Annotated in this window: 13 protein-coding genes; 2 read left to right on the top strand and 11 right to left on the bottom strand. The window is 59.5% G+C overall.

From position 1 onward, the window contains the following. Positions 1-31: 31 nt before the first annotated feature. Together ACIQWS_RS17265 and ACIQWS_RS17260 are read right to left on the bottom strand one after the other, a co-directional pair. On the bottom strand, positions 32-3,187 hold the full coding sequence (locus ACIQWS_RS17265) for an efflux RND transporter permease subunit (RefSeq protein ID WP_403181930.1): 3,156 nt from the start codon (positions 3,185-3,187) through the stop codon (positions 32-34). 8 nt (positions 3,188-3,195) lie between these two features. Continuing rightward, complete coding sequence (locus ACIQWS_RS17260) at positions 3,196-4,467, bottom strand: efflux RND transporter periplasmic adaptor subunit (protein ID WP_403181927.1); 1,272 nt, start codon at positions 4,465-4,467, stop codon at positions 3,196-3,198. Positions 4,468-4,800: 333 nt separating this feature from the next. On the opposite strand from ACIQWS_RS17260, the gene ACIQWS_RS17255 reads away from it, so the two are divergent. Then, complete coding sequence (locus ACIQWS_RS17255; protein WP_223614707.1) at positions 4,801-5,490, top strand: response regulator transcription factor; 690 nt, start codon at positions 4,801-4,803, stop codon at positions 5,488-5,490. Continuing rightward, complete coding sequence (locus ACIQWS_RS17250) at positions 5,490-6,782, top strand: ATP-binding protein (protein ID WP_403181925.1); 1,293 nt, start codon at positions 5,490-5,492, stop codon at positions 6,780-6,782. The genes ACIQWS_RS17255 and ACIQWS_RS17250 overlap by 1 nt, the downstream gene beginning before the upstream one ends. 70 nt (positions 6,783-6,852) lie before the next feature. Here the strand turns inward: ACIQWS_RS17250 and ACIQWS_RS17245 are convergent, their stop codons facing one another. The 9 genes from ACIQWS_RS17245 to ACIQWS_RS17205 form a co-directional block, all read right to left on the bottom strand. Continuing rightward, on the bottom strand, positions 6,853-9,003 hold the full coding sequence (locus tag ACIQWS_RS17245; protein ID WP_403181922.1) for a carboxy terminal-processing peptidase: 2,151 nt from the start codon (positions 9,001-9,003) through the stop codon (positions 6,853-6,855). 195 nt (positions 9,004-9,198) lie between these two features. Continuing rightward, positions 9,199-10,098, bottom strand: coding sequence for a ribokinase (locus tag ACIQWS_RS17240; protein WP_403181919.1), 900 nt, complete (start codon positions 10,096-10,098; stop codon positions 9,199-9,201). 18 nt (positions 10,099-10,116) lie between these two features. Then, positions 10,117-10,764 (bottom strand): TenA family protein, encoded by a 648-nt coding sequence (locus ACIQWS_RS17235; protein ID WP_403181915.1) that lies wholly within the window; start codon positions 10,762-10,764, stop codon positions 10,117-10,119. Positions 10,765-10,768: 4 nt separating this feature from the next. Then, a complete protein-coding gene (locus ACIQWS_RS17230) occupies positions 10,769-11,611 on the bottom strand; it encodes a BtpA/SgcQ family protein (protein ID WP_403181912.1) in 843 nt (280 codons plus the stop codon). 53 nt (positions 11,612-11,664) lie between these two features. After that, the gene (locus ACIQWS_RS17225) at positions 11,665-12,429 is read right to left on the bottom strand and encodes a glutamine amidotransferase (RefSeq protein WP_403181908.1); all 765 of its coding nucleotides are present in this window, start codon (positions 12,427-12,429) and stop codon (positions 11,665-11,667) included. A 42-nt stretch (positions 12,430-12,471) separates the two neighbouring features. After that, positions 12,472-13,494 carry a phosphotriesterase gene (locus tag ACIQWS_RS17220; protein ID WP_403182549.1) on the bottom strand — a complete coding sequence of 341 codons (1,023 nt, stop codon included), beginning with the start codon at positions 13,492-13,494 and terminating at the stop codon, positions 12,472-12,474. Positions 13,495-13,544: 50 nt separating this feature from the next. Continuing rightward, entirely contained in the window at positions 13,545-14,549 is a 1,005-nt protein-coding gene (locus ACIQWS_RS17215; RefSeq protein ID WP_223614700.1) for an ABC transporter permease, read from the bottom strand. Next, positions 14,546-15,361 carry an ATP-binding cassette domain-containing protein gene (locus ACIQWS_RS17210; protein WP_403181903.1) on the bottom strand — a complete coding sequence of 272 codons (816 nt, stop codon included), beginning with the start codon at positions 15,359-15,361 and terminating at the stop codon, positions 14,546-14,548. Before ACIQWS_RS17210 ends, ACIQWS_RS17215 begins: the two co-directional genes overlap by 4 nt. Continuing rightward, on the bottom strand, positions 15,358-16,311 hold the full coding sequence (locus ACIQWS_RS17205) for a substrate-binding domain-containing protein (RefSeq protein WP_346306291.1): 954 nt from the start codon (positions 16,309-16,311) through the stop codon (positions 15,358-15,360). The genes ACIQWS_RS17210 and ACIQWS_RS17205 overlap by 4 nt, the downstream gene beginning before the upstream one ends. Positions 16,312-16,315: the final 4 nt, after the last annotated feature.

Below are 16,315 nucleotides of genomic sequence, written 5' to 3'. Positions count from 1 at the left end.
GTCCATCTTGCTCATTATCTCGCCCCATGCCTCAGTTTGAACCGGCTGTTGCCGTTTCACTGTTGCCGGGAACCTTGCCATCGGCGCTCTTCCGGCGCCGGAACAACCGGCTGACCGCAACAAAAAGCAGGGGCACAAAAAACACTCCGAGAACGGTTGCCGCGATCATGCCGCCCATGACGCCGATACCGATGGAATTTTGCGCGCCGGAACCGGCGCCGCTTGCTGTTGCCAGCGGCGCCACGCCAAGGATGAACGCAAAGGACGTCATCAGGATCGGACGCAACCGCTGGCGCGCGGCTTCGAGTGTGGCCTCGACCAGCCCCATACCGGCGGTCTGCCGTTCGATGGCGAATTCCACGATGAGAATTGCGTTCTTCGCCGCAAGGCCCACGGTCGTCAGCAGGCCGACCTTGAAATAGACGTCGTTGGTCTGGCCAAACAGGCTCGCCGCAAGCAGCGCCCCGAAAATACCGATCGGGACAGAGAGCATGACCGCAAACGGTATCGACCAGCTTTCGTAAAGCGCTGCCAGACAGAGGAACACGACCAGGACTGATATGGCATAGAGCGATGTGGCCTGATTGCCCGACAGTTTTTCCTGTGCCGAAAGGCCCGTCCATTCGTGCGAATAACCCGCCGGCAACTGGCTCATCAGCTTGTCGATTTCGTCCATCGCCGCGCCCGAGCTGACACCGGCAGCGGCGGCACCCTGAATGTCGACGGCAGCAGAACCGTTGAACCGCTCCAGCCGCGGTGAGCCGAATGTCCAGTGGCTCGAGGCAAAGGACGAAAACGGCACCATAGCCCCCGAAGTATTGCGGACATGCCATTTGTCGAGGTCTGCCGGCTGCATGCGAAAATCCTTGTCCGACTGCAGATAGACGGGCTTCACCCGGCCGCGATCGATGAAATCGTTGACGTAGTCGCTGCCCCACGCCGTCGACAAGGTGTTGTTGATATCGGACAGGGCGACACCCAGCGCGCTGGCCTTCTCCTGATCGATATCGATGGCGAACTGCGGCTCGTCTTCCTGGCCGTTCGGGCGCACATTCGCCAGAAGCTTGCTTTGTCCGGCGAGCCCAAGCAGTTGGTTGCGGGTCTGCATCAAGGCATCGTGGCCCGCGCCATTGACATCCTGCAGATAGAACTCAAAACCGTTGGAGTTGCCCATGCCCTGGATCGCAGGCGGGTTGAAGGAGAACACGCGGGCATCTCTGATCTTGGAAAAGACACCCATGGCGCGGCCAGACACCGCATTGGCCGAAAGTTGCGGCGACTGGCGCGACGCAAAGTCCTTGAGCCTGACAAACGCTATGCCGACATTCTGACCGGACCCGCCAAAGCCGAAACCGGCCGTCGTGAACACACCATCCACCGCATCCTTTTCATCGTTGAGGAAATGGTCCGACACCTGCTTCAAAACCCGCAATGTCCGGTCCTGCGTCGCCCCCACCGGCAGTTGCACGCTGGTGATCAAAATGCCCTGGTCTTCTTCGGGCAGGAACGAGCTTGGCAGGCGCACAAACATCCAGCCCATGGCAATCGCAATCGCCAGGAAAATCACCAGAAACCGTTTGCTTCGTTGAATGATGCCTTGCGCGCCGTTGCGGTAGGCCGTCGTGCTGCGGTCGAAAGTCCGGTTGAACCAACCGAAGATGCCCTTGCGCTCCGCATGCCCTGCCGCAGGAGCGCGAAGAATGGTTGCGCACAGAGCCGGTGTGAGCACCAGCGCAACCACGACGGAGAGCACCATGGCCGCGACGATAGTGACGGAGAACTGGCGATAGATGATGCCGGTGGAGCCGCCGAAGAAAGCCATGGGTACGAAGACAGCGGACAACACCGTGGCGATGCCGATGAGAGCCCCGGTGATTTCCTTCATGGACTTTTGCGTTGCTTCTTTCGGTGGAAGCTTTTCTTCCTGCATCACCCGTTCGACGTTTTCGACAACCACGATCGCATCGTCCACGAGAAGCCCGATGGCCAGCACCATGGCGAACATCGTCAGGGTGTTGATCGAATACCCTGCAACCGCGAGCACGCCAAACGTTCCAAGCAGCACCACGGGCACTGCGATGGACGGGATGAGCGTTGCCCTGATGTTTTGCAGAAACACGAACATGACGACGAAGACGAGAATGATGGCCTCGATCAGCGTCTTGACCACCTCTTCTATCGAGAGAAGAACGAAAGGTGTCGTGTCATAGGGATAGTAAACCTTGACCCCTTCCGGGAAAGTCGTGGAAAGGCGCGCAATGGCCGACTGGACGGCTTCCGCCGCGCTGATGGCATTGGCGCCCGTGGCCAGGTTGATGGCAAGACCCGCCGCCGGCATGCCGTTGTAGGCAGCACTTGTCGTATAGCTTTCCGCGCCGATTTCCACGCGTGCCACATCGTTCAGCCGGACCAGCGAGCCATCGGTAGCGCTCTTGAGAATAATATTGCGAAACTGCTCCGGCGTCTGAAGCCGGCTTCTGGCTGTCACGGTCGCATTGAGCTGCTGTCCCTGCCGTGCGGGCAGAGCCCCGAGCTGCCCGGCGGAAACCTGGGTGTTCTGCGCCTGTATTGCCGTGGAGACATCGCTCGGCATGAGCGCATATTTGGCAAGCTTGTCCGGGTCGAGCCATATGCGCATGGAATAGCCCGAGCCAAACAACTGGGTCGAGCCGACACCCTCAACCCGCTTCAGCGTGTCGTTCAGGGTGCTGTCGACATAATCGGCCAGATCGGTCGACGTCATTTTGCCGTCGGTCGAAACGAATGCGACAACCATGAGAAAGCCGGTCGAGGATTTCGTCACCGTCAGGCCGTTGCTCTGCACGATCTGCGGCAGTTGCGACGTGACAAGCTGCAGCTTGTTCTGAACCTGCATCTGGGCAACATCGGGATCAGCGGCACTGGTAAAGGTCAGGGAGATGCTGGTGCTGCCCGTCGAACTCGATGTGGAGGTCATGTAGTCGAGATTGTCGATGCCCGTCATGCCCTGTTCGATGACTTTCGTCACTGAATTCTCGACGGTCTGCGCATCCGCACCGGGATAGGAACCGCTGATACTCACCGTTGTCGGTGCGATCTGGGGATAGCGCGATATGGACAATGAATTGACCGCCAGCAAACCGCCAAGCATGATGACGATGGCGATCACCCAGGCAAAGATCGGACGGTTGATGAAAAAGCCGGACATGGGAACCCTCAGTTCTTGGCCGAGGCGTCAGACGCCGGCTTCTGTTCACGATTGGCGGCTTCGGCAAGGTCAGACTGAGGCAATGCCGCCTGTTTGCGCTCCTTGATCTCCCCGGTCACGTCATCGATCGTCACCTCCACCGGCGTCGCACTCTGGCCCGCGCGCACGAATTGCGAGCCTTCTACGACCACGCGATCGCCGTCGGCTATCCCGGTCTCGACCAGCCAGTTGTTGCCGACGCTGCTGCGCACGCCAAGTGCGCGTTCCCCGACTTTTCCATCCGCATCGACGACGAGGGCCGTTGCCTCCCCCTTGGCGTTACGGGTCACCGCACGCTGGGGCACGACAAAGCTGTTTTGCGCAACGCCTTCCTCGACAACCGCACGCACATACATGCCCGGCAGCAGCAACCGGTCCGGGTTGGGAAATTGCGCGCGCAACGCGAACGTGCCTGTGGTCTGATCCACATTGGCCTCGGCAAATTCCATTTTTCCCGTGTGCGTATAGGTCGTTCCGTTGTCGAGTTTGAGCTTCACGCTGACATTCGTCCCGCTCAGCTTCACCCTGCCATCCGCAATCGCCTGACGCAGATTGAGCAAGTTGGTGCTCGACTGGGAAACATCCACATTGATAGGATCGAGTGTCCGGATGGTGGCAAGCGCCGTGTCCTGGCTTGCCGTGACAAGTGCCCCCGGTGTCAGGGACGACTTGCCGATACGGCCCGAAATCGGGGCCGTGATCTTTGTATAGTCGAGATTGATGCGGGCGGTATCGGCGCTGGCCCTTGCCGAGGCAACATCGGCCTTCGCCTGGGCGAGCGATGCAACCGCATCATCAAGATCCTGCTTGCTGACCGCATTCTGCTTGATCAAGCCCTGATAGCGCTCCACTTTGGCCTGTGCGCTTGGTACCGCCGCATCTGCCTTCTGCTGCGCTGCTATCGCGCTGTCATAGGTGGCCTGGTAGCTCGCCGGATCGATCTGGTACAGGGCCTGCCCGGCCTTTACTTCGCCGCCCTCGTCAAACAACCGCGACTGGATGATGCCGCCCACTTGCGGACGCACATCCGCGCTGAGGGAGGCGGTTGTCCGCCCCGACAATTCGGCGGTAACGGCAACCGATTGCGGATGCAGCGTTACGACACCAACCTCGGGACGTGCCGCTGCAGCAGGAGGTTTGCCCTGTTGCGCGTTACAACCAGCCAGCACGAGAAATAGGGCCAGCAGGCCGAAAGACCGAACGCGAAATCCTGTAACATTTTGATCTGATTGCCCTGGCATTTCTCAATTACACTCTTTCCGTTAAGGCCCGTGGACCCGACCTGGTGCCGGCACGGCTTCGCCGGCGCGCGCCATCTTCCCGAGGGAAGACCAGAGGCGATCCGGGCTTGCAATTGTCGGTGGCAAGGAAGGGATGAAAGACCACACTCAAGGGGTGGCGGAGCAGGGATGTGAGCACGATTCAGGCCTTCTTACAAAAACGCTCTCCCCACAGGCCTCTATAAATGGTTCGGTGTGAAGTAGCGTTAAGTTTGTGTAAAGTTATGTAAAATCGGCCCCGGGCACAGCTTGACCGGCTATAGGAAAGTTTGATTTCAGAGTGCGAGGCGGACCATGACCAAAGTCTTGCTGGTTGACGACGACATAGAACTGACCAGTCTCCTTTCGGAATATCTGAGGGAAGAAGGGCTGGATGCGAGCGCTGTTCATGACGGGAAGCGCGGCATCGAGGAAGGTGTCTCGGGGTCCTATGATCTGGTGGTCCTGGATATCATGATGCCCCACCTCAACGGCATCGAGGTGATGCAGCGGATACGGCGATTCAGCGATATTCCAATCCTGATGCTGAGCGCGCGCGGCGACAACATCGACCGGATCACCGGACTTAACCTTGGCGCTGACGATTATTTGGCAAAGCCCTGTTCGCCAAGTGAGCTTGTCGCCCGGATTCGCGCCATTCTTCGCCGGACCGGACGGCACAGGCAGGAGCAGGAGGAACACCTCCTGCAATCCGGCGCCCTGAAACTGTTCCCGCGCTCGCGTACCGCGGAGTGGCAAGGCCACCAGCTGGAATTGACCGGAACGGAGTTCAATCTGCTCGAGGTGCTAGTGCGAAGCGCCGGCCAGATGGTCTCGAAACAGGACCTGTCCAAGGGTGCATTCGGACGTCCGCTGACCGCCTTCGACCGCCGGATTGACGTGCACATCAGCAGTATCCGGCAAAAGCTTGGCAAGGCTGCCGACGGGCAGTCATGGATTCGCTCGATACGCGGCATGGGCTATCAGCTCGTCGAGGGGCAGTAATGGGCCGCGTCTTCTGGCGATTTTTCTGGACGCTCGCCCTCACCATAGCCGGGGTCATCCTTGTCGTGGTGGCAATCAGCACGATATTCGGACTGTCGCCGCCCAAGGGCGCCGCGCAAGACCTCATCGAGACGGCGATCCTGGATTCGGCCGCCACGGTATTGAAAGACTCGGGCACCGACGCCCTGGCCAGGTTCGCCGCAGCGGCCGCATCCTTCAACCGGCCCGTTGATCTCGTTGTCGCCAAAGCCGATCCGGCCAACTGCCAATCCGGCCCCGCAGTCACAGCGATGTCGCGATTGGTCCAGACGCCCGAAGGCTGCATCAGCATCACGGCCAAACGAATGAGCTATTCCATTGTCGCAAAAATACTCGGGTTCTGGCCGATTATCTTTGCGGGCATCATCACCAGCCTTGCTTCAGCGCTTTGGCTGGCCAGATATCTGCTCTGGCCGCTGGAGACGCTTCAATCCGGCTTGCGCTCGCTAGCAAAGGGCGATTTTCATGTCCGCATCGGCAAGACATTCGGCCATCGCAAGGATGAGATAACCGCCGTGGGGCATGATTTTGACATCGCTGCCGCCAAGCTTGACGATTTTCATCTCAGCCAGCAGCGGCTGTTCCACGATGTTTCGCACGAGTTGCGCTCACCCTTGTCACGGCTGCAGGCGGCAGCCGGAATTCTCAAACAGAATCCCGCACGCCTGCCGGACCTGCTTCTGCGCATCAACCGCGAGATCGACCGGCTTGACGGGCTGGTGGAAGAAATACTGACGCTCGCGCAACTTGAGTCCGGCGAGCCATACCAGTTCGACAAACAGCCCGTTGATCTCGTGGAGCTCGTCAACGCCATCGTGGAGGACGGCGCGTTTGAAGGGCAAGCGCACGGGGTTGTTCTCGAGGTCACCGGCGTCGACACCGCCGTGTCCCATGTCAATGGCGAATTGATTTACCGTGCCATCGAAAACGTCATTCGCAACGCCATCAAATACAGCGAACCGGGTGGCAAGGTCGTGATACGCACCGCCATCCTCGCCGGCGGGAAAGCGCTGCAGATCCGGGTGGAGGACACGGGGCCCGGCCTTCCCGACTCTCAGATGGAAGCAATCTTCAGGCCGTTTGTGCGGGCTGAAAGCACGGGCGATGCGCGCGCGGGGGTCGGTCTCGGCCTGGCCATCACCCGGCAGGCCATCGAGCTGCATGGCGGATCGGTAAGAGCCCACAAAGCGCAACCGAGAGGTCTCATCGTCGAGATTGTCGTGCCGCTCACATCGGACCGGCCGCAGAGGTAACCGGTTCGGCAAAATGCTCCACCCGGGTTAACCGGGTGGAGCATATTATCCGGCCAGAGCCGGCGCGTCTTTATTTGCCGTTGGTACTGGCCGGCTGCTGCACTGCAAGTTTCGGAATTCCCGCCAGCAAATCCGCTTCATCACCGAGAATGTGCGCTGCTTCGTCGAGCAATACATCCTTGGCACTCTTGCGGGCTTTCTCGATGGCGATGTCCGCGCTCAGGCTGCGCTCATTGGCCTGCAGGCCATCATCCTGGGTTGACGCGTCGGCTGAATCGTCGTCGTCACCGGCGCCTGCCCCGTCATTCACCTTCTCGCGCGACTTGATGCGGCTGGCCTGCGCCGCCATCTCATTGCGGCGTTCGGTTTCATTGAGCGAGACCACCCGCTTTTCCCGCTGCGCTTTCAGGTCGGCCATATCTTCCACGAAGCGCTGGAAGTCCGGATCCTTTTGCACCCGCGCATCGTGGAGGCTCTGCAGTTGCGGCAGCAATGCCTTCACATCGCCGATTGGCGTATATTCCGCCGGTTTGACCTGCGCCCACGGCAAAGCATTATCGTAGCTCGACTCGCCGAAGCTCTTGGGATCGGAGAAACCGGGCAGGGTGATATCCGGCGTCACGCCGCGCAACTGGGTCGTGCCGCCGTTCACCCGGAAGAACTGTGCAACCGTCATCTTCAGCTCGCCGAATTTCGGCTTGCTGTTGCGGGCGATCTGATCGAGGTTGACGACGGTCTGCACCGTGCCTTTGCCGAAACTGGGCTCACCGACGATGACGCCCCGGCCATAATCCTGTATCGCCGCCGCAAAAATCTCGGATGCGGATGCGGAACCGCGATTGATCAGGACCGCCAGCGGGCCGGTCCAGGCGGGCGCCGGAAGATTGTCCTTCTCGACATTGACCTCGCCGCCGGCATTGCGCTCCTGCACGATCGGCCCCTTGCCGACGAACAGGCCGGTCAAATCAATGGCCTCGGCCAGCGAACCGCCGCCATTGTTGCGCAGATCGATGAGAACGTTATCGATCTTGTCCTTCTTCAGTTCGGCCAGAAGCCTGGCCACGTCGCGGCTTGCACTCCGATAATTCTTGTCGCCCTTGCGGCGTGCTTCAAAATCCTCGTAGAAAGCAGGCAGCGTGATGACGCCGATCTTGCGCGTGGCATCACCATCCTTGATCGACAGGATGGTCTTCTTGGCAGCCTGCTTGTCGAGGCTGATCTTGTCACGCACGAGGCTGATCACCCGGTGCTTGCCGTCTGGCCCGGCATCGGCGGGCAGGATATCCAGCCTGACAACGGAATCCTTCGCGCCGCGGATCATCTTGACGACTTCGTCGAGGCGCGTACCGACCACTTCCTTTATCGGACCGCGCTCGCCCTGGCCCACGCCGGTGATGCGATCGCCGACAGCCAGCTTGCCGGACAGTTGTGCAGGACCGCCGGCCATCAGCTCGCGAATGGTCGTGTAGTCTTCCCGCTCCTGCAGAACCGCGCCGATGCCAACCAGTGAAAGCTTCATCGAGATATCGAACTCGGCTGATGCCGTCGCTCCGAAATAATCCGTATGCGGTTCGATCGACGTGGTGTAGGCATCCATGAAAATCTGGAACACGTCGTCGCTCTTGTACTTGTAAGCGCGTTCCAGCGAGTTCTGATAGCGCTTGTCGAGCGTGTCGCGGATGGCAGCGTCGGTCTTGCCTGCAAGCTTCAGGCGGAGCCAGTCATTCTTGACCCGCTTGCGCCAAAGCTCGTCGCTCTCGGCTTGGGATTTCGGCCAGGGCTCCTTGTCCCGGACAAAGGGATAATCTTCCTTCACACTGAAATCGAAATTCTGCTTGAGCAGCGAGCGGGCATAGGTGAGGCGTTCGACAACGCGCTGCTCATAGATGTTGAAAATGGAAAAAGGGATGCGCAAATCTTCCTGGTTGATCGCGTCATCGATCTTCGTGCTGTCGGCCATGAACTTGTCGATATCGGCCTGAACGAAGAGGAACCTGTCGGGATCGAGTGCCTTGAGAAAGCGGTCCATGATCTTGGCGGACAGGGCATCGTCAAGCGCAACGGGCTTGTAGTGATAGCGCGACAGAAACTCAGCGCTCAAACGGGCCGCTTGCGCCTGCTGCTGCAGCGGCGCCAATACCGGCGGTGAACCTGCATCCAGTGCGTAAGCCGGAGGGGCAAACGCCAGAAACACACTGAGCAAACCATATTGTATACGCATTAAAGCTTCGATCCGATTTCGACGTTTCAGTTTCGCTGTTTAATGTTGGTGGAACAATTATGGTTTTTTGGCAACCAGACAGCGGATTATTCGTGCCGTCATCCCGATAAATTCTGTTTCAGCCCGCAGGTGCAGCCAAATTATCTGCCGCAAAAGCGGCGCTGACAATTCACAACGGCTTGAGGCCGCCGATTCTCAGGACGATGCCAGCAAGGCTTCCAGTTCCGACGCTGTCGGAAAGGCCGAATGGGTTCCGCGTCTGGATACGGTTATGGCAGCGCCCCGCACCGCATGCTCGATTGCCAGCCTGTCCAGGCGGCAATGGCGCCGGGCCGACGATGCGAGGGCCACGGACATGAACGTATCTCCGGCCCCCGTCGTATCAACCACGACGGAGGGTTGCGCCGGCACTGCGATGATCTCCTGTCCATTCGCAAGAATGGCGCCTTCGCGCCCCAGTGTCAGAACGACATCCCGGACGCCGCGGTCCAGGAGATGGTGCGCGGCTGCTTTTCCGCTGGCTCCAGTCAAAGCCAAGGCTTCACCCTGGTTGAGAAACACAATGTCCACCAGCGCCCAGAGATCCGAGAAATAGGGGCGCAAAGGCGATGGGTTGAACGCAGTCACCATCTGAAGACCCTTGGCCTGCTCAAGGATTTCACGCGTTGCCTGATGCGACAGGTTCCCCTGCAGGATCGCCAGATCACCCGGTTCAGCGGCGTGGAGCTTCATAGCAACATCGGCTGAACTCAGGTTTTGCGCGGCGTCCGTTGTCGTTACGATCGCATTTTCACCGTCGGGCAACCGGAAGATGATGGAGGTATCACTCGACTTTCCATCCAGCTCGACCAGTTCTGTCAAGAGCGGCTCATTCTGCAGGCGCTGGCGGATCGCTGCCGCGCGTGCATCATTTCCAACCGGCGCGACCAGTGTCGTGGGCAGCCCGCACCGGGCCATAACGACAGCCTGGTTCGTTCCCTTGCCGCCCAGATCGTGCGCTCCAACCTCGCCGAGGATGGAGGCCCCGGAGGTTGGCAGGGCGTCCACGATAATCGTTTCATCGATGGTGACATTGCCGATTACATAGGCGCGCATCGGGAGGCCTTTGGAAAGTTAGAGGTATGGCGCGTCATGAAAATCGATTTCGAGCTGCATGGCATGGCCGAAAATGCTGCTGAGCCGGACACACGTCTGCTCGGAAAGACTCGACCCCGCCAGATCAAGCTGATGCTTAAGCCACAATGCCTGTTCGGCAAACCCCTGACTCACATGCAGATCAACCCACTCCTTGAGAAGCGGATCACTGATGCGATGCATCGAGGCCTCCTTTGACCACGTCCAGTACATCCATTCCGCCGCAAACATGGCGGCCACGATGTCGAGGAACCCGCCTTCAGCTGCAATGCAGAGCATCCCCGACCGGAAGGCCTCAACCACAGGAATCGTAACGTCGAATGCGGCCGGATCGATTGCGCGGCGCGCGAAGGTGCGCTCGAAATAAACGATCTGCTCATTGGCAAGCGCGTCGAGCACGGCAATGAGCCAGCGCTTCTGCTCCATGGTTTGCGCCGTTGCCGCCGCATAGGCGAAGATGGAAATCGCCGTGTCGACAAAAGCGCCTTCATAGACGAGATAGCGGTCGAAGGCGTCCCTGCTCAGCGTGTCGTGCTTTATGTCCCTGACAAAACGATGGTCCAGCATCGTTTGCAGAACAGCCTCATTTTCTCGAAGGATGCGGTCGGAGAGACTTTCGTTTTCCATCCTCTCAGTGCTCCAGCCCCGGTTCTGCGGCGGCGCGGAATGCCTTGACCCGCTCGATGTCCACCGGGTTCCACCACACCCCGCCCCGCTTCAACGAGGATGCAACGATGACACCGTTGGTCCGCTTGAGTATTTCGACGATGTTGTCGCGATTGACACCCGATCCAACCAGAAGCGGCAGATGCGTTGCCGAGCCGATTTCCTCGATCTCCTCAATTGTTGCGGCATTGCCCGTACGCTGCCCCGTGGCGATGACACCGTCGGCATCAAAGAAAGCGAGATCGCGGGTCAGCTCTTCGATCGTCCGGTCCGCAACGATGGCGTGGCTGCCATGCTTCACATGGCTATCGGCAAAGACCTTGATGTGTTCGGCGCGCAGCATCGACCGATAACGCATTGCCTCGGCCGCCCTGCCTTCCATGAAGCCTTCATTCGCGACATAGGCATTGGCCCACTGATTGACGCGAATGAATTTGGCACCACCGGCCATGGCAATGGCGAAAGCCGGAATGGGCGCATTGGCAAGCACATTGATCCCGAGCGGGATGCCGATGGCCCGGGCAATGCGATCCGTGACAACAGACATGAACCCGGTTGTTTCGGGCCCGATATCGTCCGGCTTGCAAAAGGGGATATCGCCATGGTTTTCGATGACCAGGCCATGCAATCCCCCTTCCACGCAAGCTTCGGCGTCGCGCATGCAGGCATCGTAAATCGTATCCATATCAGCCCCCCTGTAGCGGGGTGCCCCGGGGAAGGCCGGGCAATGGATCATTCCAATGAGCACCTTGTTGGTGCCGAATATCTCCTGCACCGCGTTGGAGCTACGATCCGATATTTCCTGCATGTCGTTCCCTTTCATAGGTTTTTTGAGATAGCGGCTTGCGCGCGCCGAGAAAATCAGCGCGTCAGCCAGGCCAGAATGTTTTTCCAGAGCTTGCCGTAGCCTTCCCATTCGCAGAAGGCCGGGGAGAGCCAATGCGGCCCGATATCGGAGGTCCAGACGGCCGTGTTGCCCTTGCCATGGCGCCCGAGAACCAGCAGTGGATGGCCGCCCTGATCATCCGGCAAAGTCGCAACGACCTCGACATCCGCCCCGTCGCGAATTTCAACCTCATTGACCCCGAGAAGCACCGGCCAGTCGCCGCCAAGACCAGCCATCACAGGGTGGTCCGGCATGACGATCTTCGCCGTCGTACCCTCGGGAATTTCAACGCGGTCATCATAGGGAAGGCAGGTCACCGGAAGCACATCTTCCACGGGGGTCCGCCGCCAGCGCGCCTTGCCGTCGATGCCCTGAAACGAGAAATACCCGCCGACCATCAGCAGCGCGCCTCCCTTTTCCACCCAGGCCTTGATCAGCTTCAGCCGGTTGGGAACGGTGCGCGAATGCAGCCAAACATCAGGCGGCAACAGCAGCGAGTTCGCGCCGATATCCGACAGGATGATGACGTCATAGGCATCCAGCCCTGCCATGTCATAGGGGAATTTTTCGACCGCTTCATGCGCGGGCATGTAGGTCAGCTCGAACGCGCTGCCCGCGAGCGCCTTGACCAGCGGCTCTGCACCCAGATGAAACGTTACACTGCCGAACTGATCGAAACCTTTGTAGTGCGTGGCCGAACTGACCCAGCTTTCGCCAACGAGAAGGACTTTCTTTGTCATGGGATCACCAAACTTTCGTGAATATCAAAATAGGGGTTATCTTCAGGCTCCAGCCTGAAAAACAGCGCGCGGATTGGCCCGCATCATCTGATCAAGAGCCGTTTCATCGAGGCCGTGCCGCTTGAGGCGCGGCAGGAAATGGCGCAGCACATAGGCGTAACCATTGCCGCCATAGCGGGTCAGCATCATCTTCAGAAACACGTCATGCGACAGCAGAACCCGGTCGAGATAACCGGCCTCGGCCAGGCGCACGATGGCGCGGGCGGCTTCTTCGTCGCTCGGGCACTGCACCTGCTGATCCGCATAGAAGAAATCCATGCCGATCATGTCGTATTCAATGAATGCACCGCGGGCGGCGAGTTCACTCTGATAGCTGAAATCATCGTGGGAGGGGTTCATGTGGCAAAGAACCGTGTGCCTGATATCGGCACCCTCCTGCGCCACGACGTCGAGCACGCGGTGGCCGAGCCGGAACCAGCCCGGCAGATGCACCATGAGGGGAAGGCCCGTCCGCACCTGTGCCTGAGCCGCACCGCGCAACGACTTCTCCTCCTCAGCGGTGAAATCCGACGAGACGCCGATTTCACCGATAAGCCCGATTTTGACGTCGGTGCCATCGACACCTTCCACCGCTTCCCGCACGATCTCGTTGGCGATATCGCCAACGGACATCGCCGCGACTTCGGCCGGATGGGAGGAACCGAGATAATAGCCGGCCCCCATCACCACATTCAGACCCGCGGCTTTGGCGATGCGCCGCAGAGCCAGCGGATTGCGGCCAATGCCCCGGCACGTCGGCTCCACCACGGTCTGGCCGCCGGCATTGGCAAAGGCGCGCAGTTCTGAAATCGCCAGCGGTTCGTCATCGAGCGTGATGTTGTGCTTGTTGACGAAGGGATCCTGCTTGAGTTCGCCCAATATTTCCATGCAGACGAAACCACCGGCAAGGTACTGCCGTTCCGGCGTTTTCGGCGCATGCCACCAGCAGCGGCAATCGTTGAGGATGTGCTCATGCATCAACGTGATGCCGAGCGCTTCCGCTGCAATGGGACCATTGACCGTCATCACCTTGCCGGAGCGGATATGTGCTTCTGACAGATCGCTGTTCACAGGACTCACCTCTTCTTGCCGCTGCCGAAGCGGAAGTTTGCCGTGAAGATCCGTGTGTTCAGCCAGATGGCGATCAGGATGATCGCACCGGTGACGATCTGGGTGAAGAATGGCGAGATGTGCATCAGGATCAGCCCGTTGCCGATCACCGCGATGGTCAGCGTGCCGAGAACCGTTCCGAGGATGGTGCCCCGGCCCCCCATGAGGGATGTGCCGCCGAGAACAACGGCCGCGATCACCTGGAGTTCGAAACCGACCGCTGCATTGGACGATCCGGACCCCAGTCGTGCTGCGATCAGCAACCCGGCCACGGCGCAGGCCACGCCGGAAATGAGATAGACCGAGGCGATGATCCATTTGGCCGGCATGCCGACCCGGCGCGCGGCTTCCGCATTGGAGCCGACCGCCACGACCTGACGGCCATATTTGGTCGATGTTATCGCCACATAGCCCAGAACGGCAACGACGGCGGCGATGATGGCCGGAACAGGGACCCCGCCAATGACGCCGCGACCCAGCGCAAAGAAACCCGGCGCATCCTGAATGGGGATCGAATAGCCCTGCGTCAGATAGAGGGCGAATCCCCGCAGGATGGAAAGACCGGCTAGCGTAACGATGAACGCCGGAATCCCCTGGTAGGCGATGAACCAGCCCTGGACGAAGCCAAGGCCGCCGCCGAGCACGATCATTGCAACCACGACCAATGGCCAGGGATATCCCATCGCCATGACGACAGCCGCAACCGCATTGATAAGGGCGACTTGCGAACCCACCGACAAATCGATGCCGCCGGTGATGATGACGAAGGTCATGGTGATGGCAACGATCAGCAGCGGAGCCGCCTGCCGCACGATATTGAGAATATTGCCAAGGGTCAGGAACGTATCGCTGCCGATCGAGAAAAAGACCATGCAGGCGACAAAAAACACGGCGATCGACAGAACCTGCGCGTGCTCGCCGAAAAAATCGGCAAGGCGCGATCCGTGACCGCGTTCGGTATAGACGGTCATTGCTTTGCTCCTTCGCCAACGATCAGTTTGACCAGATCCTCGAGATTGGTGCCGCCGATCTGGCGTTCTGCGACCTTCGTGCCCTCGTACATCACCGCGATACGGTCGCAGACGCGGAAAAGGTCCTGAAGGCGGTGCGTGATGAGGATGACCGAAACGCCATTGGCCTTCACGCGATTGATCAGGGCAAGCACCGCTTCGACTTCGGCCACGGCGAGTGCCGATGTCGGCTCGTCCATGATCAGGACGTTCGGTTTGAACGACGCTGCCCGGGCAATCGCGATGGCTTGCCGCTGGCCGCCGGAGAGGTTGGCAACCTTGCTGGTCAGTTTGGGAATACGGATTTCCAGCGCATCCAGCATTTTGCGCGCTTCGGCCAGCATCGCCTTATTGTCAAGGAACATGCCCTTGCTGAGCTCGCGACCGAGAAAGAGATTGCCGACCACATCGATCTCATCGCAAAGGCTCAGATCCTGGAAGACCATTTCGATATGTCTGTTGCGCGCATCGCCCGGGCCGGTGAGATGAATGTCCTCGCCCTCGATGGACATGGTGCCGCCATCCGGAATGTAGGTACCGGAAATGATCTTTGTCAGTGTCGACTTGCCCGCGGCATTGTCACCGACAAGCCCAAGGCATTCACCAGGATAAATGTCGAGATCAACACCACGCAATGCCTGGTGCGAGCCGAATGATTTGCGTATGCCGCGCAAGGAAATACGCGGTGCGGCATGTGCGTCGCCGGCAGATCCGGAGGGAATACCCCCTCCGGAACCGATGGCAGCAGATCTTTGCTGACCGACCTCGATCATTTGAAGACGGCCCTGTATGGGTCAACATTCGCCTTGGTGACGATGGTGACGGGAACAGCGATGTTCTTCTCGACGGTCTGGCCGGCCGCAACCTTCTGCAACGCATTCACGGCGGCGGCACCCATTGCCGACGGGTCCTGCTGGATAACCGCGGCAACAAATCCGGCATCGATGCCGGCAATGGCTTCCGCTGTCAGATCCCAGCCGAACACCTTGATGGTGCCCTGCTTGCCCTGGCTCTGCACGGCGGCGATGGCGCCCATCAGCGCAGGCTCGCCGGTTGCATAGATGGCTGTCAGGTCCGGGTTGCCGGTAATCAGGTTCTCGGCTGCCGCCAGCGCATTGTCCTGCACATTCTGGCCGTCTACGACGCCGGCAACTGCAACACCGTCAACACCCTTGATCGTCTTTTCAAAGCCTTCCTGCCGGACATTCTGGATATAGGAGTTCAACGCACCGACAACACCGATCTTGGCCTTGCCGCCCATATTGGCTTTGACGTAGTCAAGGAAGAACTTGCCCATGTCGGCACCGGCCTTGGCATTGTCGACGCCGATCTGGGCTTTCTGCGGACCTTCGGGAAGGATCGCATCGATGGCGACAACGGGGATACCCGCGTCGGCGGCCTGCTTGACGGCAGGCATCAGGCCGTTGACGTCGATGGCGACCACCGCAAGACCCGATACCTTTTCCTGAATATAGGTCTCCACGGCACTGTTCTGCGCCGTCGGTTCATTGTTGGAATTGAAGATAACCAGCTTGACGCCGGCGGCGTCGGCTGCCTTCTGCGCGCCCTGGTTCATCTGGTTGAAGAAAAGCGCCTGCTGGTTGATCTGCACCAGCGCGATTGTCTTCTTTTCCTGTGCGATCGCAGTCGACGAGGCGGCGCAGCTCAATGCCGTGAAGCCAGCCAATGCAATCAATGTTCTCCTGCTCAAATTCAAAGTCATGTTC

Source organism: Phyllobacterium sp. NPDC097923 (assembly GCF_044760925.1).
Taxonomy (GTDB): domain Bacteria; phylum Pseudomonadota; class Alphaproteobacteria; order Rhizobiales; family Rhizobiaceae; genus Phyllobacterium; species Phyllobacterium calauticae.
The sequence above is the reverse complement of the archived record's forward strand: the minus strand, read 5'-3'. Positions and strand labels throughout refer to the sequence as shown.